This window comes from Kytococcus sedentarius, from assembly GCF_041937525.1.
GTDB classification, from domain to species: Bacteria; Actinomycetota; Actinomycetes; order Actinomycetales; family Dermatophilaceae; genus Kytococcus; species Kytococcus sedentarius_A.
The window spans coordinates 536,399-554,533 of the sequence record NZ_CP169391.1 but is presented as its reverse complement, the minus strand read 5'-3'; the positions used below and the strand labels follow the sequence as shown (position 1 = coordinate 554,533).

Sequence of the window (18,135 nt, the reverse complement as noted above, 5' to 3'; positions counted from 1 at the left end):
AGTCCTCACTGATGGTGCTGCTGGAATCAACGTCAAGGGTACGCCCCTGCCTGCCGGGAACGCCCACGCCGGTGTGGACATTCCAGGTTCCCGTCACCCGCGGGTCCACGGTCACCGTGCGAGGGCGTCGAGGAGCAGCGCCTCGGCGATGCAGACCTTCTCGAACTCCCCCAGGTGGAGGCTCTCGTTGGCCCCGTGGGCACGGGTGTCGGGGTCCTCCACGCCGGTCACCAGGATCGACGCGGCGGGGAACTTCTCGGCGAACATGGCGATGAAGGGGATGGAACCACCCAGGCCGATGTCCACCGCATCGGTCCCCCAGGCGGCGCCGAAGGCCGACCGGGCCGCGTCGTAGGCCGGACCGGTCGCCTCGGCGCTGAACCCGCTGCCAGCATCCTGCAGGGTCACCTCCACCGTGGCTCCCCAGGGCGCGTTCGCCCGCAGGTGCTCCTCGATGGCGGCGAAGGCCTCCTGCGGGTCCTGCGAGGGTGCCAGTCGGAAGGAGAGCAGACCGGTGGTCGAGGCCAGCAGCGTGTTCGAGGCCTCGGACACCCGCGGGGCGTCGATGCCGATGACGCTGGCGGTGGGCTTGCCCCAGAGGCGTTCGGTGAGGCTGCCCGTGCCGATCAACTGGCTGTCGGGCAGCATTCCTGACTCCGCCCGGAAGTCGGACTCGTCCATGGCCAGGTCGCCCACCGCATCGACGGTGAGACCGGGCACGGCCACGTCCCCCTGCTCGTCGTGGAGGGTCGCGGCCAGGCGGGAGAAGGCGGTCAGGGAGTCCAGCGCCGGCCCGCCGTACATGCCCGAGTGCACCGAGTGGGTCAGCGTGGAGACGGTCACCTGCACCCGCACCATGCCGCGCAGCGAGGTGGTCAGGGCGGGCACGCCCACCTTCCAGTTGGCCGAGTCCGCGAGCACGATGGCGTCGCACGCCAGCTTGTGTCCGTGCTTCTCCAGGATCACCGGCAGGCTCTCCGAGCCGTACTCCTCCTCCCCCTCCACGAAGACGGTGACACCGACCGGCGGGCGCCCACCGTGGGCCCGCAGCGCCGCCACGTGGGCCATGATCCCGGCCTTGTCGTCGGCGCACCCGCGCCCGAACAGGCGCTCGCCACGGCGGGTGGGCTCGAAGGGCGGGGTGTCCCAGTCCGCCTCGTCACCGGGCGGCTGCACGTCGTGGTGCGCGTAGAGCAGCACGGTGGGGGCGCCCTGGGGTGCGGGCAGGGTGCCGATGACGGCCGGGGCACCACCCTCGGTGACGATCTCGACCTCCAGGCCGGCGTCCTGCAGCAGGCGGGCGGTCGCCTCGGCCGAGGTCTGCACGTGGGCCTGGTCGAAGGACGGCATGGAGACGCTGGGGATGCGGGCCAGCTCGATGAGCTCCTCGACCACCGTGGGCATGCCGTCCTGGACGGCGGCGCGCAGGTCGTCGGGGCTCGGGCGGGAGGCGGGTGACAGCTCGTTCTGGCTCATGTCCCGCACCCTATGCCGGGCCGGGCGGTCGCGCGGGGTGGTCGCCTCAGCGCAGGGCGCGGGGGGTCTCGCCGCGCTCGACCGCGGCCCGCGGGGTGCGCGAGCTGCGCATCTGGAAGCTGCGCAGGATCACGTAGCTGGTGATGCCCTTCGTCTCGTCGGCGCGCTGGGGGAAGACGCGGCCGATCTCGCCCTTCAGGCGACGGGCCAGGAGCCAGCCGTCCACCAGGCCCCAGAGCAGCAGGCCGTAGACCGCCACGAACACGCCGATGCGCACCCAGGACGACTGCTCCGGCATGTACATCATCACCACGGTGGCCACCAGCACCGTCAGCAGCACGGGGAGCATGATCTGGCCCACGGAGAACCGACCGTCCACGCGGTCACGCACGTAGGCCCGCACCGGGCCCCGGTCACGCTGGGCGAGGTAGCGGTCATCGCCCTCCAGCATCCCCTGCCGGACGATCGCCCGCTGGCGCGCCCGCTCCTCACGGTCGGCCTGCTTGGCGGCCTTCCGGTCGGCGACCACCAGCGGCTTGCGGCGTCCTGCCTCCGCCTCACGGCGCTTGGGGGTGGGCCGTCCCTTCTTCTGCTGTCCGGCGGGTCGCGTGTCCACCTCCTGCTCCGGGAGGTCCTCGATCGTCTGCTCGGTGAGTCGGCGGGCCATGACCCAAGGATACGGGCGGTGACATACTGCGGCGCGCAGGCACTGGGACGACCCAGCACCCACGGACGGGGAGACGGACACGATGGAGCGCGAGACGACAGGCGGGGGGCGCCGACCGGGGACCCTCCGATCGGGGGCCACGGCTCGATGGGGGGTGGCCGCCGCAGTGGCCCTCGTGGTCCCGGCAGGGCTGGCCGCCCCCGCGGCTGCCGACAGCGGTTCCCGCTACTGGTCCTCCTGGGACGCCGGGTGGGAGGGCTGGGAGGTCCCCGAGGACGGCCCCCGCACGGAGGTTCCCGACGACGGTTCCACGGTGGGCCTGCGCTACTCGCTGGTGCCCCGCAGTGCCACCGAGGGTCGCCAGCCCCGCGCCCTGCCGGACTTCGACAGCTCGTGCCGCGACGCCGTCTGGTACGAGGGCGTGAAGCGCGTGGCCGTGGTGGTGGACTACGGCCGCGGCGAGGAGGCCCCGGTGGCGCGCCCCGACCACCTCCCCCAGGTCGAGACCACCTGCGCCACGGTGCCGGTGGACTTCACCACCGAGCAGACGCTGCAGTCCGTGCTCGACGTGGAGGACACCGGGCAGGGCATCTGTGCGGTCAACGGCCACCCGTCCGAAGGGTGCTCCGCCAACCGGGTGGAGGATGCCGACCCGGCGGTCCTCACCGCATCGGAGGAGCCGGTGGAGGCCGTCGTCCTCTCCCCGGAGGAGGCGAGCCACACCCCCGAGGTGCCCGAGCCGGCCTCCCCGACCGTGCCCGAGGACGAGGGGGACGACCCGGCCGTGACGGGCACCGGCCCGGAGTCCACCGAGGAGGGCACCGGCGAGGACACCGCACCCGAGGAGGACGGTGTCCCCTCCCCCACCGAGTCCCAGGGGGGCGCGGACGACGGTGCGGACGACACGGACGAGGCCGCCCCGGGCATCCCCGAGGAGGCAGCCGAGGTCCGGGCCGCCGGGGGCCTGATCCCCTGGTACGTCACCCTGGCGGTCCTGGCACTGCTGGGGGTCGGACTGTGGCTGGTGCTCCGCCCGTTGCCCGCCGCCCGCGGAGGCGGCAGCGGTGGCCTGCGCTCCACGCTCTCGCGACGGCTCCAGGAGCGGCGTCGGGCGGCCTCCCGCACCCGTGATGACCACGACCGGAACGGGCGAGGCGGGCGCCCCTGACCCGTGGTCGCGTGCCGGATGACACCCCGGCAACCCAGGAGGCCCACCCCGCGCGGGGTGGGCCTCCTGGGTTCTCGGGTGGGTGTGCGGTCAGCTGCGGACGCCGGCCTCGACGAACGGCGGCTTGACCAGCTCCGCGGGCACCTCACGACCCCGGACGTCGATGACCACCTCGTCGCCGAAGGTGTGGCTGCGGTCCACCAGGGCGATGCCGATGCCGTGGCCCAGCGTGGGCGAGAAGGTGCCCGAGGTGACCACGCCGATGACCGTGCCCTCGGAGTCCTTCACCTCGTTGCCCTCGCGCGGGATGCCGCGGCCGGTGACCTTGAGGCCGCGGTTGAGGCGGCCCGACTTGGCAGCACGCTGCTCCGCGAGCGCCTCCGAGCCCCAGAAGGACTCCTTGTCCCAGCCCACGGCCCAGGCGTTGCGGGCCATGACCGGCGAGATCTCGCGGGAGAGCTCGTGACCGTGCAGGGGGTAGCCCATCTCGGTGCGCAGCGTGTCGCGCGCGCCCAGGCCGGCGGGCAGACCGCCGCGCTTCTCGGCCGAGGCCACCAGGGCCTCCCACAGGGCAGCGGTGGCGTCCCACGGGCAGATGATCTCGTAGCCCTTCTCGCCGGTGTAGCCCGAACGGCAGACCACGACCTCGTGGCCCTCCCACTGGGCGTCCAGGAAGGACATGAAGTCCGGGTGGTCGGTGGGGAGCCCCAGCTCGGCCATCACCTCGTCGACCTTCGGTCCCTGGACGGCGATGATGCCGTGCTCGGTGTGCTCGTCGGCCACGGTCACCTCGGGGGCCCGCTCGGCGGCCTCGGCGGTGAGCAGCTCGGCCACCTCGGTGGCGTTCGCGGCGTTGGGCACGAGCAGGACGTCCTCGTCGGAGCGCAGGTACTGGATGAGGTCGTCGATGACGCCGCCGTCGGAGGCGCAGCACATCGTGTACTGCGCCTTGCCCGGCTCGATGCGGTTCAGGTCGTTCGTGAAGCAGCTGTTCACGAACGCGGCCGCACCGGGCCCGGAGACCCGCACCTTGCCCATGTGGGAGACGTCGAACAGGCCCACGGCCTCACGGGTGGCGACGTGCTCGGCCTTGACGCCGCCGCCGGGGAACTCGATGGGCATGTCCCAGCCACCGAAGTCGGCCATCTTGGCGCCGCGCGCCACGTGGGCCTCGTGGAGGGGGGACTTCTTGAGAGAGGTATCGGTCATGGACCGAACCGTACCGGTGACCGCGGTCACAGCCTGCCCACGGGGTGCGTACGATCGAGGTGCTCTCCGCGGCCGCGCCGCACCCCCCGAAACTGCTAGGAGAACTCATGACGAGCCTGCCCTTCGAGCTGTCCCCGTACGACCTGGAGCTCACCGTCGCCACCGGCACCGCCGCCGAGGCGGACACCGATGCCCTGGTGCTGGGTGCCTGGGCGGTGGACGGCAAGGCCGAGCTCGCGGACGCGGGTCTGCCCTCCGAGGCCACCGAGTCCATCACCAAGGCCCTGACCACCCTGAAGGCCACCGGCAAGATCGACAGCACCACCGTGCTCGCGGGCGCCCCCGGCACCGCCGCCGGCCTGGTGGTCGTCGCCGGCCTCGGGTCCGCCAAGGCCGAGGAGCTGACCTCCGACCGTCTGCGCCGAGCCGCCGGAGCCGGCGTGCACGCCAGCGGTGGCGCCACCAGCATCACCTTCGCCCTGCCGGCCGCCGACGCCGAGGGCGCCGTCGCCGTGGCCGAGGGGGCGGCCCTGGGCGCCTACGCCGACACCCGCTACAAGAGCAAGGTCACCGCGACCGATGAGGTGGAGGCCGACGCTCCGGAGGTGCGCCGCATCGCCGTCGTGGCCCCCCAGGGCGCCGAGGTCGAGGCCGGGTTCGCCCGCGCCGCCGTGCTGGGCCGCCAGATGAGCTACGCCCGCGACCTGGTGAACACCCCCGCCAACTACCTGTACCCGGAGAGCTTCGTGGCCTCCGTGCAGGCTTCCGCCCCGGCCGGCGTGGAGGTGGAGGTCATCGACGACACCCAGCTGCAGGAGATGGGCGCCGGCGCGCTGTACGGCGTGGGCATGGGCTCCGAGCGCAAGCCCCGCATCGCCGTGCTGCGCTACCGCCCCGAGAACGCCGGCAAGCACGTGGCGCTGGTGGGCAAGGGCATCACCTTCGACACCGGTGGCATCTCGCTGAAGCCCGGAGCCTCCATGTTCACCATGAAGATGGACATGGGTGGCGCCGCGGCCGTGGCCGGTGCGGTCTTCGCCGCCGCCGAGCTGGGTGTGGAGTCCGCGGTCACCGGCATCCTGTGCCTGGCCGAGAACATGCCCTCGCACAACGCCCAGCGCCCCGGTGACGTCGTCACCGCGCTGAACGGCCTGACCGTGGAGGTGCTCAACACCGACGCCGAGGGCCGCCTGGCCATGTGCGACGGCCTGGTGCTCGCCACCCGCGAGAACCCGGACCTGGTCATGGACGTCGCCACCCTCACCGGTGCCGCCGTCATGGCCGTGGGCGACCGCACCATCGCCGTCATGGGCAACGACGACGCCGTCCGCGAGGCCGTGGTGGGCACCTCCGCCCGCACCGGTGAGCCGATGGTGGGCTTCCCCATCCCGGAGGAGGTGCGCGAGGGGGTCACCTCCACCGTGGCCGACCTGCGCAACATCATCCCGGGCAAGCCCGCCGGCATGCAGGCCGCTGCCGCCTACCTGGAGCGCTTCGTGGGCGCGAAGGGTGGCGCGGACCACGTGACCGGTGACGCCGAGCAGATCCCGTGGGCCCACCTGGACATCGCCGGGCCTGCCTTCAACGAGGGCAGCCCCTGGGGCTACACCCCCACCGGCGGCACCGGCTCCGGTGTGCGCACCCTGCTGGCCGTCCTGGAGGACGTGCCGGTCGCCTGAGGCACGCGCCGCCGCGGCGGCACAGCATGAGGGAAGCCCCCACCCGGTCGCACCGGGTGGGGGCTCCTTGCACGTCGAGAACGGCGCTCAGATGCTCTTGCGTCGGAACATCTGCTGGGCGCCCGAGGTCTCCGCGCCGTGGGGGTGGTCCACCTTGCCGTGGCCTCCCTCGGCCGACACGTCCGTGCCCCCGTGGGCCTTCTTGGCCTTGAGGGCCTCCTCGAACTTGCGCTTGGTCTCGTCGGTGACGTGCTCGTTCGTCATGACTCGACCTCCTTCCCGCCGATGCTGCGACGCGGCCGGTCCGCGGTGCTCGACTCCGTCCACTGTGGCAGCCCCGGAGCACCCCGTCCACAGGTTTTCCCGGACCTCGCACCGTGCACTTGCGGTCGCCCACCGCGTGGCACGATGGGCCACGTTCCCCTCCGAGGCAACGGCGCCTGCGGAGGCCGCCGACGTCAGGAGTCCCCATGCCCAGCAGCACGCCCACCCACGACCTCGTGATCCTCGGCGGTGGAAGTGGTGGTTACGCGGCCGCCCTGCGCGCCGCGGAGCTGGGCATGACGGTCGCCCTGGTGGAGAAGGGCAAGCTGGGCGGCACCTGCCTCCACTCCGGCTGCGTCCCCACCAAGGCGCTGCTGCACGCCGCCGAGGTGGCCGACAGCACCCGTGAGAGCGCCACCTTCGGCGTGAACGCCACCTTCGAGGGCATCGACATGGGTCAGGTGAACACCTACAAGGAGGGCATCATCGGCCGCCTGCACAAGGGGCTGCAGGGTCTGGTGAAGTCCCGCAAGGTGGACTATGTGGAGGGCGAGGGGCGCCTGACCGCTCCGAACACCGTCACCGTGGGCGACCGCGAGCTGGTGGGCAAGGACGTGGTGCTGGCCACCGGTTCGCGCCCGAAGCTGATCCCCGGCCTGGAGGTGGGCGGGCGCGTCATGACCTCCGAGCAGGCCCTGCAGCTGGACACGGTGCCCGACTCCGTCGTGGTGCTGGGTGGTGGCGTGATCGGCGTGGAGTTCGCCAGCGTCTACACCAGCTTCGGCGCCAAGGTCACCGTGGTGGAGGGGCTGGACCGCATCGTGCCGGCCGAGGACGAGGCCGTGAGCAAGACCCTGAACCGTGCTTTCCGCAAGCGCAAGATCGACGTGCGCACCGGCGCCCGCTTCCAGTCGGTGGACAACCGCGAGGACGGCGTGACCGTGAAGCTCGAGGACGGCACCGAGATCGAGGCGGACATGCTGCTGGTGGCCATCGGCCGCGGGCCGGTCACCGAGGACATGGGCTTCGAGGAGGCCGGCGTCACGCTGGACCGCGGCTTCGTCACCGTGGACGAGAAGCTGCGCACCTCCGTGGAGCACGTGTGGGCCGTCGGTGACATCGTCCCCGGGCTGCAGCTTGCCCACCGCGGCTTCGCCCAGGGCATCTTCGTGGCCGAGACGATCGCTGGTCTGGACCCCACCCCCATCGACGAGTCGGGCATCCCGCGCGTGACCTACTGCGACCCCGAGATCGCCTCGGTGGGCCTCACGGAGGCCGCCGCCCGGGAGAAGTACGGCGAGGTCGAGTCGGTGGAGTACAACCTCGGCGGCAACGGCAAGAGCCAGATCCTGGGCACCCAGGGCTTCGTCAAGCTGGTCCGCCGCAAGGACGGCCCGGTCGTCGGCATCCACATGGTGGGCGCCCGCATCGGCGAGCAGGTCGGCGAGGCGCAGCTCATCTACAACTGGGAGGCCATGCCCGAGGAGGTCGCGGCCCTCATCCACGCCCACCCCACGCAGAACGAGGCACTCGGCGAGGCCCACCTGGCCCTGGCCGGCAAGCCGCTGCACGCACACAACTGAGACAGGCGCGGTCTCGGCGGGCACGCCCCGGGTGGTGCGTGACCGTCGAGACCGTGGACAATGGGCCCGCAAGGGCAGCAAAGACCGCTCAACGATCTACCGAGGAGACAGGGAATGTCTGAGAAGGTGACGATGCCGGAGCTCGGCGAGTCCGTGACCGAGGGCACGGTGACCCGCTGGCTGAAGGGCGTTGGTGACGAGGTTGCGGTCGACGAGCCGCTGCTCGAGGTCTCCACCGACAAGGTGGACACCGAGATCCCCTCCCCGGTGGCCGGAGTGCTGCAGGAGATCCTGGCCGAGGAGGACGACACCGTCGAGGTGGGTGGCGACCTGGCCGTCATCGGCGACGACGAGGGTGGGGGCTCGGACGACTCGGGTGACTCCGAGGAGGACAGCGAGCCCGCCGAGGAGGAGTCCGCGCAGGACGAGTCCGCCGACGAGCCCGCGCAGGACGAGTCCGCCGACGAGGACGCCGAGTCCGAGGAGAAGTCCGAGAAGCCCAAGAAGTCCTCCGGTGGCGGGGGCGAGGGCCAGACGGTGACGATGCCGGAGCTCGGCGAGTCCGTGACCGAGGGCACCGTCACCCGCTGGCTGAAGGAGGAGGGCGACGAGGTCGAGGTCGACGAGCCGCTGCTCGAGGTCTCCACCGACAAGGTCGACACCGAGATCCCCTCCCCCTACGCGGGCGTGCTGTCCAAGATCATTGCCGGTGAGGACGAGACCATCGAGGTCGGTGGCGAGCTCGGCGTGATCGGCGGCGAGTCCGGCGGCGACGACGCCGACGACGCCGACGACGCGCAGGACGAGAAGCCGAAGGAGGAGGAGAAGGCCGAGAAGAAGGCCGAGGACTCCTCCGACGACGACACGATGGACGCCGGTACCTCCGAGGAGGTGGCCGCGGGCAGTGACGAGGGCGGCTCCGACGAGGAGTCCGAGCCCTCGAAGGACGAGGCCAAGAAGGCCAAGAAGTCCGGCGAGGACGAGAAGCCCCAGAAGTCCGACGCGGACAAGAAGGACGCCAAGGACCAGAAGAAGGACGAGAAGTCCGACGCCGAGGACAAGGACTCCTCCGGGGGCTCCGAGACCTACGTGACCCCGCTGGTGCGCAAGCTGGCCAAGCAGCACGGCGTGGACCTCTCCAGCTTGGAGGGTTCCGGTGTCGGTGGCCGCATCCGCAAGCAGGACGTGCTGGCTGCTGCCGAGGGCAAGGACTCCGACAAGACCGAGGAGCCCCCTGCCGAGGAGAAGTCGGCAGCGGAGAAGCCGGCCGAGAAGGACCAGAAGTCGGCGTCCAAGGGCTCCGACGCCCCGGCACAGAAGTCCGGCTCCGGCGGCGGTCTGGAGGACCTGCAGGCCAAGCGCGGCACCACCGAGAAGATGAGCCGCCTGCGCAAGGTCATCGCGCAGCGCATGATGGAGTCGCTGCAGGTCTCTGCCCAGCTCACCACGGTGGTCGAGGTGGACGTCACCAAGATCGCGCGTCTGCGTGACCGCACGAAGAAGGACTTCCAGGCCCGCGAGGGTGTGAAGCTCTCGTTCCTGCCCTTCTTCGCGCAGGCCGCCATCGAGGCGCTCAAGGAGCACCCGACGGTGAACGCCAGCCTGGAGGACGACGAGATCGTCTACCACGCCCAGGAGAACCTGGGAATGGCCGTCGACACCGAGAAGGGCCTGCTGGTCCCGGTCATCAAGGACGCCGGGTCGCTGAACATCGCCGGCATCGCCCGGAAGATCGACGACCTGGCCAGCCGGACCCGCGACAACAAGGTGGGCCCGGACGAGTTGAGCGGTGCCACCTTCACGCTGACCAACACCGGGTCGCGTGGGGCGCTCTTCGACACCCCGATCATCAACCAGCCGAACGTGGCGATCCTCGGCACCGGCGCCGTGGTGAAGCGTCCGGTCGTGGTGAGCGACGAGGACGGCCTGGAGACCATCGCCATCCGCTCGATGGTGTACCTGGCCCTGTCCTACGACCACCGCATCGTGGACGGTGCCGACGCCGCGCGCTTCCTCAGCACCATGAAGGAGCGCCTGGAGGGCGGTCACTTCGAGGTCTGATCACCGGTGCCGCCCCGGCGGCTCCCCCTTGCACCCAGGGGCCCCTCACGATCGATCGTGAGGGGCCCCTGGCCGTCTACGGCACCACCGACCAGTCCACGAGCCGCAGGGGCTGGCCCGTTCCCTCCCGCTGCTCCAGCACGAGCCGCACGGGCACCGGGCGCCCCTGGGGACCCTGTGCCACCGATGCGGTGACCACCTGCTCAGGCCCCTCCTCACCAGGCACCGCCTGCAGGTCCAGCACGCGGTACCCCGGGCGGTCCGGGAGGCCCTCGCCGGGGTCGGTGGCGGTGTCCCGCTGCCAGGCGGGACTCCCGGGGACGACCACCTCGGCCAGGGCCTCCTCGTCACCCGCTGCCCATGCGGAGGCCCGTGCCTGCAGCAGCTCCTCCAGGTGGTCGGCCTCCACCGAGGGCGCACGAGCCGTTGACGACTGCTGCGCGGCTGACGACTCCACGGGGGACGCAGGGGACGCCGGGGGTGCCTCCGGGGCGGGGTCACCGTCGGCTGGCGCCCGGTCCTCCCCCGGCACCTCGGGCGCGGGCTGGGCAGCCGTCTGCGCGGCCACCGGCTCCGGGCCCTCACGGCCGACCCACCACAGTCCCCCGGCCAGCAGCAGACCCACCGCCGCCGCGACCAGCACCCGCGGCCGGGGCCGCGCGGCGCCCGGCAGCCCGCGCCGGGGCGGCTCGTCCGCGGCGGCACGAAGTGCCTCCCGCAGTCGGGCGATCCGCTCGGAGTCCTGCTCCTCACCGTCCAGGGGCCCGTCACCACCGGGCGCGGCCGGCTCCCCCTGGTCCGCCAGCACCGGCACGGCATCGGTCGGGGGCCCGGTCACGTCGGTGGCGTCCACGGTCTGCGCCAGGTGGCCGTCCTCCGCCTCGAGGTCCACCAGTCCCTCCGTGGCGCACACGACGAATGCTGTCACCGACGGGCGGGCCGCCGGGTTCTCGCGCAGCCCACGCTGCACCGCCACCACCAGGGACCCGGGCACCTCCCACGAGGTCTCACGGACCACCACCTCGGTCGTGGCCGCGAGCTCGTAGGCGTCGCTCTGCACCGTGGGCGCGTCGCCGTCGACCACCTCCGGCGGCTCGCTCAACCAGGGATCGCGCCCGGCCGCCTCGGCCGGCCGCAGACGGAAGGCCCCGCCCTCGGTCCGCTCCACCGATGCGGGGCTGATGCCCCCGTGCACCGCCCCGCCCTCGTGCAAGCGCGTGAGCTCGGCGCCCAGGTCCCGCAGGAGGCGCACCACCTCCTGCGGTCGCGGTCGCCACCCTTCTTCCAACAGCTCGTCCACTCGTGCCATGCCCCGCAGCCTGTCCCAGGTGCCGGCCGCCGTGTCGGTCGTCGTCCACAGGCGTACCCTCGGCGTCATGCGCTGTGAACACGTGGGACTCGTACCGGACACCGTGGAGTACATGGACGGCTGGGAGCTGCAGAAGCAGGTCCACCAGCAGGTCGTCGAGGGCGGGGAGGACACGGTGCTGCTGCTGGAGCACACGGAGGTCTACACCGCGGGCAAGCGCACCGAGCCCCACGAGCGGCCCCTGGACGGCACCCCCGTGATCGACGTCGACCGGGGCGGCAAGATCACGTGGCACGGGCCCGGCCAGCTCACCGGCTACCCCATCGTCCGGCTCGCCGATCCGGTGGACGTCGTGGCCCACGTGCGGCGGCTGGAGGACGTGCTCATCCGCACCGTGGCGGAGTACGGCATCGAGGCCGTCCGGGTGGAGGGCCGCAGCGGCGCCTGGCTCCTCGGTGACCCGGGCTCGACCGACCCCGCCCTGCGGCAGGACCGCAAGATCGGCGCCATCGGCATCCGCGTGAGCCGCGACGTCACCATGCACGGCTTCGCCCTGAACGTCGACTGCACCCTGGGGTGGGCCGACGGCATCGTGCCCTGCGGCATCGCCGATGCCGGGGTGACCACCATGGCCGCCGAGCTCGCTCGCGCCGGTCGGGACCCGGTCTCGGTGCGGGAGGTGCTCCCGGTCGTGGAGCGGCACCTGCACGAGGTGCTGGGAGCCGTCGAGGTGCCCCGGCCCCTGGGCGTCGCCGAACCCGCCAGCGCCTGAGACCCCCGCCCGCAGGGCGGCTCGCGCAGCCCGCGGCGTATCCTTGACCACTGGCCGGGTACCACCCCCACCGGGGGGCCCGGAACACCATCGTCAACCGCAGGGAGTCGTCACGTGACCATCGCCCCCGAGGGTCGCCGTCTGCTGCGCGTCGAGGCGCGCAACGCCGAGACGCCGATCGAGCGCAAGCCCGAGTGGATCCGGACCACCGCCAAGATGGGCCCGGAGTACCGCGAGGTGAACTCGATGGTGAAGGGCCAGGGCCTGCACACCGTGTGCCAGGAGGCCGGCTGTCCGAACATCTTCGAGTGCTGGGAGGACCGCGAGGCGACCTTCCTCATCGGCGGTGACACCTGCACCCGCCGCTGCGACTTCTGCGACATCGCCACCGGCAAGCCGCAGGCGCTCGACCCGATGGAGCCGATGAAGGTCGCGAACTCGGTGGCGCAGATGAACCTGCGCTACGCCACGGTGACCGGTGTGGCCCGCGACGACATGCCCGATGGTGCCGCGACCCTCTACGCCGACACCATCCGCGCCATCCACGAGCGCAACCCGAACACGGGCGTCGAGATCCTGCCGCCCGACTTCGGCGCCAAGCCCGAGCTGGTGCAGAAGGTGTTCGACGCGCGCCCCGAGGTCTTCGCCCACAACCTGGAGACCGTGCCGCGCATCTTCCGCCAGATCCGTCCGGCCTTCACCTACGAGAAGTCCCTCAAGGTCATCTCCATGGCCAAGGAGGACGGGCTGCTCACCAAGTCCAACCTCATCCTGGGCATGGGCGAGGACGACGAGGAGATCCGCCAGGCGATGCGCGACCTGAAGGATGCGGGCTGCGACATCCTGACGATCACCCAGTACCTGCGCCCCTCCAAGCTGCACCACCCCATCGACCGGTGGGTGAAGCCCGAGGAGTTCGTGGCCCACAGCGAGTACGGTGAGTCCTTGGGCATGAGCATCATGGCCGGCCCGCTGGTGCGCTCCTCCTACCGTGCGGGACGCCTTTGGGCCCAGACGATGAAGAAGCTCGGCCGCGAGATCCCCGAGCACCTGTCCCACCTGGGTGAGGCGGCCGAGGACGGCGCCCGCCAGGAGGCCCGCACCCTGGTCGAGAAGCGACTCGGCGCCACCGCCTGACCCACACCCACACCCCACACACCGAGGAACACTCCGCGCATGGCGACGAAGGACAAGAAGTCCACCCGCACGGCGAAGGCGAAGGCCGCCAAGCCGAAGCTCACCGGACGCATGAAGAAGACCCTGTCGCAGATCGGCGAGGTCTACCGCATGACCGCGCGGGCGAACCCGAACACCCCGTGGCTGATGCTGGCGGTCTTCCTCGGCGTGATGCTGCTGTTCGGCGTGCTGGGGCTGCTGTTCGACCTGTTCGTCTACTTCCTGGTGCTGGGTCTGCCGATCGCGCTGGTGGCCGTGACCTTCACGCTGGGCCGACTGGCGCAGAAGGCGGCCTACACCCAGGTGGAGGGCCAGCCCGGTCAGGGTGGCGCCGTGCTGCAGGCCCTGGGCCGCAGCTGGTGGTACGAGCAGGAGCCGGTGGCGGCCGAGATGCCGCGCCGTGCCCGGGGCATGCAGGACCTGAGCGCTGCGGCCATGGTCTTCCGCGGCGTGAGCCGACGCGGTGTGCTGCTGGTGGCGGAGGGGCCCAAGAACGCTGCACAGCGCATGCTGACCGCGCAGGAGAAGCACGTGCACCGCATCGTCGGCCCCGAGGTGCCCGTCGCGACCTACCTGGTGGGCTCCGGTGACGACCGCACGCCCATGAGCCAGGTGATCCGCGAGGCCAAGAAGCTGCCCAAGCAGATCACGGCCGCCGAGGCCGAGGCGGTGCACCGCCGCCTGACCGCCATGGGTGGTCTGAAGCAGCAGGCCGGCATGCCCAAGGGCGTCGACCCCCAGCGGATGCGGGCGGCGAAGCGCTCCACCCTGCGCTGAGCCGGGTTCATGACGCCCACCGCGCCCCGTCGCGCGGGGTCGCCGTCGCGTCGCACGGTGCTCTCCGGCATGGTCGGCGCAGGCGTCACGCTCGGGGCCTGTGCACCGCGGGGCACGATCGTGGTGGTGAGCCCTCACCCCGATGACGAGACCCTCCGCCTCGCCGGTTACGTCCTGCACGCCCGTGACCGCGGTGACCGGCTGGTGCTGGTGGCCGTGACCCGGGGCGCCGCCAGTGGCGCCCGCCCCGCATCGTGGAGCACCGACCGTCTCACCCGGGTGCGCACGGCCGAGCAGGAGGCGGCGTGGTTGGCGCTGACCGGGGGCCTTGGTGAGGTGCGGCATCTCGACCTGCCCGATGGGGAGCTCACCGACGATGCGGTGCGCCTCGCCCTGCGCCCCGTGCTGGAGCCCCTCGGTGATGCGGTGGTGGCCAGCGCCAGCCACCACGAGGACGAGCACGCCGACCACCGCGTGGTGGCCCGGGTGGTGGGCGACCTGGCCGGCCGGCGCGCCCGGTGGGGGCTTCCGCCCGGGGCGGAGGGTGGCGCCCGCTGGGACTGCCCGGACCCGGAGGCGGCGCGACGGGCCGATGAGGCCTACTCCCCGTTCGGCCACTCCTCCGTGCGCAGGCTGTTCGAGGACCTGCGGGCGGCCGACTACGCCTCGGCGGTGGTGACGTGAGCAGCGCAACCACCGCACCGGTGGGGCCACCGGCCCCGTCAGCGCCCTCGGGGCGGACGGGGCGGCTGACGGCGCTCGACTGGGCCCGGGGTATCGCGGTCCTGGCCAACCTGACGGTCATCGCGGTGCTGCCCCCGGTGCCGGACCAGCTGCGCCACGCACCGTGGGAAGGCGTGCGGGTGATGGACCTGGTGTTCCCCAGCTTCGTGGTGCTGGCCGGGGCCGGGCTCGCCTTCGCCTATGCCCACCGCAGCCGCCCACTGGTGGTGCTGCGTCGTTCGCTGGTGCTCTGGGCCTGCGGGTTGCTCTACAACGGGGTGCTGCTGGACTGGCCGCCGCTGGAGGAGTTCCGCCTGATGGGGCCGCTGCAGCTCTACGCCGTGCTGGTGCCCGTGGTGGCACTGCTCAGCACTCGGCTGCGCACGCCCCGCCACTGGGGTGTGGCCCTGACGGTGGCCCTGGCCGGCACCATCACCCTGCACAGGGTGTGGGCCGCACGGTGCGGCGGCCTGACCCCCGAGTGCAATCCGTCGCGCAGCATCGACCTGCCCTGGATGGGGCAGCACGCCTACCACGCGGGAGCCGCCGGACACGACCCGGAGGGACTGGTGGCCCTGTCCGGTGCGCTGGTGACCGCCGGGGTGGGGCTGGTCGCCGGTGCCTGGCTGCGGGACCTGCGCGGTGAGCCGGGGGCGGCCCGCCGCATCACGCAGCGGGTGCTGGTGCTGGTGGGGCTCTGCGTGGCCGGGTCGGTGCTGCTGCAGCTGCTGGGACTGCCTGCCGTCAAGCGCATCTGGACCCCCTCCTTCGCCCTGCTGACCGCCGTGCCCGGAGTGCTCGTGCTGCTGGCGGCCTACCTGGTTTTCGACGCACGCTCCCGGGCCTCGGAGGGTGTGCTGGTCCGGGTGCCCGTGGCGCTGGGACGCAATGCGCTGCTGGGCTACTTCGGCTCGCACGTGGCGCTCCACTGGGCGCGGTCCGGCGAGCGTTCGCTGGCCGACCGCATCGTGGATCTCGGGGGCGGGGGCGACCCGGGCCGGTGGCTGTACGGCGTGGTGTTCGTGGGCGTCTGGGTGGCGCTGGCCGTGCTGCTCGCGCGGTGGCGGATCTACGTGCGCCCCTGAACCAGGGGATGAGGCAGGGGCGCCGGGTCAGCGGCCCCGGACGATGGCGGTGCGACGCGGCCAGTCGTGCATCGCGCGCAGGTCGCGGTCCCAGATCAGCGCCGGCACCGCCAGCCCCAGCAGGAGCGCCCGGGAGATGGAGTCCAGGAGGCTGACGGGCCGGTCGTCCAGGCGGATCACCTGCAGGCCCATCACCTTGTGGCCCAGGGTGGAACCCAGCGTGGCCACCAGGATGATGTTCTCCAGCACGAAGATGCCCAGGGTCACCAGCTGTCCGGTGCCCCCGGCCTGCAGATCACCCCAGGTGGCCGCCGTGATGGCCAGGCAGGCGAACCAGTCGATGAACAACGCCACCAACCGCCGCAGGAGAGGTGCGATGGACCCGGGCCCCGTGGCCGGCAGGCCCAGCCGCTGCCCCGGGTGGTCCTGCTCAGGCGGGCGCTGGTCCTCCGGCAGCGCCGCACGGGGTCCGCTGAGCCACGAGCCGATCTCACGTCTGTCCACGCGCACAGGGTACGGATCGCCACCGGAGCCGCCACGCGCACCCCATCGGATCGCGAGACACGACACGTAACCAGCCCGTAACACGGAGGTGACGCCACGGCAAAGGCCAGTGGATAGGCTGGAGCAGTCACCTCGTCACCGGCGGTCCCGGCCGCACGCTGACGGTCACATCTCGCTCCCAGGAGGGCACCGACGTGTTCAAGAGCCCGCAAGAGGTCATCGACTACATCCGCGACGAGGAGGTGGAGTTCCTCGACATCCGCTTCTGCGACCTCCCCGGGGTGATGCAGCACTTCAACGTGCCGGCCTCCACGGTCGACGCCGAGGCCCTGTCCGAGGGTCAGATGTTCGACGGCTCCTCCATCCGCGGCTTCCAGGCCATTCACGAGTCCGACATGAAGCTGCTGCCGGACGTCGCCACCGCGTACATCGACCCCTTCCGTGACGCCAAGACGCTGGTCATGAACTACTCCATCGTCGACCCCTTCACCGACGAGCCCTACGGCCGCGACCCCCGCACCATCGCCAAGCGCGCCGAGGAGTACCTGAAGACCACGGGCATCGCCGACACCGTCTTCATCGGCGCCGAGGCCGAGTTCCACGTCTTCGACGACGTGCGGTTCGAGACCAAGCCCGGCAGCTCCTTCTACGCCGTCGACGCCGAGGCCGCCGCGTGGAACACCGGGGCCGAGGAGCTCGGGGGCAACCAGGGCTACAAGGTGAGCACCAAGGGTGGCTACTTCCCGGTGTTCCCCACCGACCACTACACCGACCTGCGCGACCAGATCTGCGCCAACCTGTCGGACGTGGGCCTCGAGGTGGAGCGCAGCCACCACGAGGTGGGCTCCGCCGGGCAGCAGGAGATCAACTACAAGTTCAACACCCTGCTCCACGCCGGTGACGACATGATGAAGTTCAAGTACGTCGTCAAGGGCACCGCGTGGGAGGACGGCCGCTCGGCCACCTTCATGCCCAAGCCGGTCATGGGCGACAACGGCTCGGGCATGCACACCCACCAGAGCCTGTGGAAGGACGGCGAGCCGCTGTTCCACGACGAGAACGGGTACGCCCAGCTCTCGGACACCGCGCGCTGGTACATCGGTGGTCTGCTCAAGCACGCCCCCGCGCTGCTGGCGTTCACCAACCCGACCATCAACTCGTTCCGGCGCCTGGTCCCCGGTTACGAGGCCCCGGTCAACCTGGTGTACTCGGCCCGCAACCGCTCGGCCTGCATCCGCATCCCGATCACCGGGTCCTCCCCCAAGGCCAAGCGGGTGGAGTTCCGCGTGCCGGACCCGTCGTCCAACCCGTACCTGTGCTTCGCGGCGCAGCTGATGGCCGGCATCGACGGCATCCGCAACCGCATCGAGCCGCCGGAGCCGGTGGACAAGGACCTGTACGAGCTGCCGCCGGAGGAGCAGGACGCCATCGAGCAGCTGCCCTTCTCGCTGGACGACGCACTGCTGGCGCTGGAGGCCGACCACGACTTCCTCACCGAGGGTGACGTGTTCACCGACGACCTGATCGCCGCCTGGGTGGACTACAAGCGCACCCACGAGATCGAGCCCATGCGCCTGCGCCCGAACCCGTACGAGTACGAGCTCTACTACCACATCTGAGGATGATCCCCTGGGGCACAACGATTCCCCCAGGGACAGCACCGCTGACCGCCCGTTGTCCGC

At 71.7% G+C, this 18,135-nt stretch carries 16 protein-coding genes; 10 read left to right on the top strand and 6 right to left on the bottom strand.

Features of this window, described 5'->3' with window-relative positions; genetic code table 11:
* Window positions 1-111 precede the first annotated feature (111 nt).
* Together ACEY2A_RS02530 and ACEY2A_RS02525 are read right to left on the bottom strand one after the other, a co-directional pair.
* Window positions 112-1,476: a dipeptidase gene (locus ACEY2A_RS02530; protein ID WP_374929319.1), complete on the bottom strand. Its 1,365-nt coding sequence runs from the start codon at window positions 1,474-1,476 to the stop codon at window positions 112-114.
* A 46-nt stretch (window positions 1,477-1,522) separates the two neighbouring features.
* Window positions 1,523-2,143 (bottom strand): DUF3043 domain-containing protein, encoded by a 621-nt coding sequence (locus ACEY2A_RS02525; RefSeq protein WP_374929318.1) that lies wholly within the window; start codon window positions 2,141-2,143, stop codon window positions 1,523-1,525.
* A gap of 154 nt (window positions 2,144-2,297) precedes the next feature.
* Between ACEY2A_RS02525 and ACEY2A_RS02520 the strand changes: the two genes are divergently transcribed.
* Window positions 2,298-3,311, top strand: coding sequence for an SCO2322 family protein (locus ACEY2A_RS02520; RefSeq protein WP_374929317.1), 1,014 nt, complete (start codon window positions 2,298-2,300; stop codon window positions 3,309-3,311).
* Between the two features lie 90 nt (window positions 3,312-3,401).
* Here the strand turns inward: ACEY2A_RS02520 and gcvT are convergent, their stop codons facing one another.
* Window positions 3,402-4,520: a glycine cleavage system aminomethyltransferase GcvT gene (gcvT, locus tag ACEY2A_RS02515; RefSeq protein ID WP_374929316.1), complete on the bottom strand. Its 1,119-nt coding sequence runs from the start codon at window positions 4,518-4,520 to the stop codon at window positions 3,402-3,404.
* Window positions 4,521-4,627: 107 nt separating this feature from the next.
* Between gcvT and ACEY2A_RS02510 the strand changes: the two genes are divergently transcribed.
* Window positions 4,628-6,199 carry a leucyl aminopeptidase gene (locus tag ACEY2A_RS02510; RefSeq protein ID WP_374929315.1) on the top strand — a complete coding sequence of 524 codons (1,572 nt, stop codon included), beginning with the start codon at window positions 4,628-4,630 and terminating at the stop codon, window positions 6,197-6,199.
* A gap of 87 nt (window positions 6,200-6,286) precedes the next feature.
* Here ACEY2A_RS02510 and ACEY2A_RS02505 read toward each other — a convergent pair whose 3' ends face one another.
* On the bottom strand, window positions 6,287-6,463 hold the full coding sequence (locus ACEY2A_RS02505; protein WP_374929314.1) for a DUF5302 domain-containing protein: 177 nt from the start codon (window positions 6,461-6,463) through the stop codon (window positions 6,287-6,289).
* Window positions 6,464-6,669: 206 nt separating this feature from the next.
* On the opposite strand from ACEY2A_RS02505, the gene lpdA reads away from it, so the two are divergent.
* Window positions 6,670-8,046 carry a dihydrolipoyl dehydrogenase gene (gene lpdA / locus ACEY2A_RS02500; RefSeq protein ID WP_374929313.1) on the top strand — a complete coding sequence of 459 codons (1,377 nt, stop codon included), beginning with the start codon at window positions 6,670-6,672 and terminating at the stop codon, window positions 8,044-8,046.
* Between the two features lie 114 nt (window positions 8,047-8,160).
* Window positions 8,161-10,107, top strand: a complete 1,947-nt coding sequence (gene sucB, locus ACEY2A_RS02495; protein WP_374929312.1) for a 2-oxoglutarate dehydrogenase, E2 component, dihydrolipoamide succinyltransferase — start codon at window positions 8,161-8,163, stop codon at window positions 10,105-10,107.
* Window positions 10,108-10,183: 76 nt separating this feature from the next.
* Here the strand turns inward: sucB and ACEY2A_RS02490 are convergent, their stop codons facing one another.
* Window positions 10,184-11,416 carry a hypothetical protein gene (locus tag ACEY2A_RS02490; protein WP_374929311.1) on the bottom strand — a complete coding sequence of 411 codons (1,233 nt, stop codon included), beginning with the start codon at window positions 11,414-11,416 and terminating at the stop codon, window positions 10,184-10,186.
* Window positions 11,417-11,483: 67 nt separating this feature from the next.
* Here ACEY2A_RS02490 and lipB point away from each other — a divergent pair, with 67 nt between their 5' ends.
* The 5 genes from lipB to ACEY2A_RS02465 all read left to right on the top strand — a co-directional run bounded on the left by lipB (window position 11,484) and on the right by ACEY2A_RS02465 (window position 15,949).
* On the top strand, window positions 11,484-12,188 hold the full coding sequence (gene lipB, locus ACEY2A_RS02485; protein WP_374929310.1) for a lipoyl(octanoyl) transferase LipB: 705 nt from the start codon (window positions 11,484-11,486) through the stop codon (window positions 12,186-12,188).
* A gap of 114 nt (window positions 12,189-12,302) precedes the next feature.
* Complete coding sequence (gene lipA / locus ACEY2A_RS02480; protein ID WP_374929309.1) at window positions 12,303-13,325, top strand: lipoyl synthase; 1,023 nt, start codon at window positions 12,303-12,305, stop codon at window positions 13,323-13,325.
* Window positions 13,326-13,364: 39 nt separating this feature from the next.
* Complete coding sequence (locus ACEY2A_RS02475; RefSeq protein WP_374929308.1) at window positions 13,365-14,141, top strand: DUF4191 family protein; 777 nt, start codon at window positions 13,365-13,367, stop codon at window positions 14,139-14,141.
* Window positions 14,142-14,150: 9 nt separating this feature from the next.
* Entirely contained in the window at window positions 14,151-14,825 is a 675-nt protein-coding gene (locus tag ACEY2A_RS02470; protein WP_374929307.1) for a PIG-L family deacetylase, read from the top strand.
* Entirely contained in the window at window positions 14,822-15,949 is a 1,128-nt protein-coding gene (locus ACEY2A_RS02465) for a heparan-alpha-glucosaminide N-acetyltransferase domain-containing protein (RefSeq protein ID WP_374929306.1), read from the top strand. Before ACEY2A_RS02470 ends, ACEY2A_RS02465 begins: the two co-directional genes overlap by 4 nt.
* Before the next feature lie 27 nt (window positions 15,950-15,976).
* Here ACEY2A_RS02465 and ACEY2A_RS02460 read toward each other — a convergent pair whose 3' ends face one another.
* On the bottom strand, window positions 15,977-16,453 hold the full coding sequence (locus ACEY2A_RS02460; protein WP_374929305.1) for an RDD family protein: 477 nt from the start codon (window positions 16,451-16,453) through the stop codon (window positions 15,977-15,979).
* 194 nt (window positions 16,454-16,647) lie between these two features.
* On the opposite strand from ACEY2A_RS02460, the gene glnA reads away from it, so the two are divergent.
* A complete protein-coding gene (glnA, locus tag ACEY2A_RS02455) occupies window positions 16,648-18,072 on the top strand; it encodes a type I glutamate--ammonia ligase (RefSeq protein WP_374929304.1) in 1,425 nt (474 codons plus the stop codon).
* The last annotated feature ends 63 nt before the right edge of the window (window positions 18,073-18,135 follow it).

What these genes read in the sequence shown, in the direction of transcription:
- ACEY2A_RS02530 (WP_374929319.1), bottom strand. Translation starts at nt 1,476, where the DNA reads ATGAGCCAGAACGAGCTGTCACCCGCCTCCCGCCCGAGCCCCGACGAC.
- ACEY2A_RS02525 (WP_374929318.1), bottom strand. Translation starts at nt 2,143, where the DNA reads ATGGCCCGCCGACTCACCGAGCAGACGATCGAGGACCTCCCGGAGCAG.
- gcvT (WP_374929316.1), bottom strand. Translation starts at nt 4,520, where the DNA reads ATGACCGATACCTCTCTCAAGAAGTCCCCCCTCCACGAGGCCCACGTG.
- ACEY2A_RS02510 (WP_374929315.1), top strand. Translation starts at nt 4,628, where the DNA reads ATGACGAGCCTGCCCTTCGAGCTGTCCCCGTACGACCTGGAGCTCACC.
- ACEY2A_RS02505 (WP_374929314.1), bottom strand. Translation starts at nt 6,463, where the DNA reads ATGACGAACGAGCACGTCACCGACGAGACCAAGCGCAAGTTCGAGGAG.
- lpdA (WP_374929313.1), top strand. Translation starts at nt 6,670, where the DNA reads ATGCCCAGCAGCACGCCCACCCACGACCTCGTGATCCTCGGCGGTGGA.
- sucB (WP_374929312.1), top strand. Translation starts at nt 8,161, where the DNA reads ATGTCTGAGAAGGTGACGATGCCGGAGCTCGGCGAGTCCGTGACCGAG.
- ACEY2A_RS02490 (WP_374929311.1), bottom strand. Translation starts at nt 11,416, where the DNA reads ATGGCACGAGTGGACGAGCTGTTGGAAGAAGGGTGGCGACCGCGACCG.
- lipB (WP_374929310.1), top strand. Translation starts at nt 11,484, where the DNA reads ATGCGCTGTGAACACGTGGGACTCGTACCGGACACCGTGGAGTACATG.
- ACEY2A_RS02475 (WP_374929308.1), top strand. Translation starts at nt 13,365, where the DNA reads ATGGCGACGAAGGACAAGAAGTCCACCCGCACGGCGAAGGCGAAGGCC.
- ACEY2A_RS02470 (WP_374929307.1), top strand. Translation starts at nt 14,151, where the DNA reads ATGACGCCCACCGCGCCCCGTCGCGCGGGGTCGCCGTCGCGTCGCACG.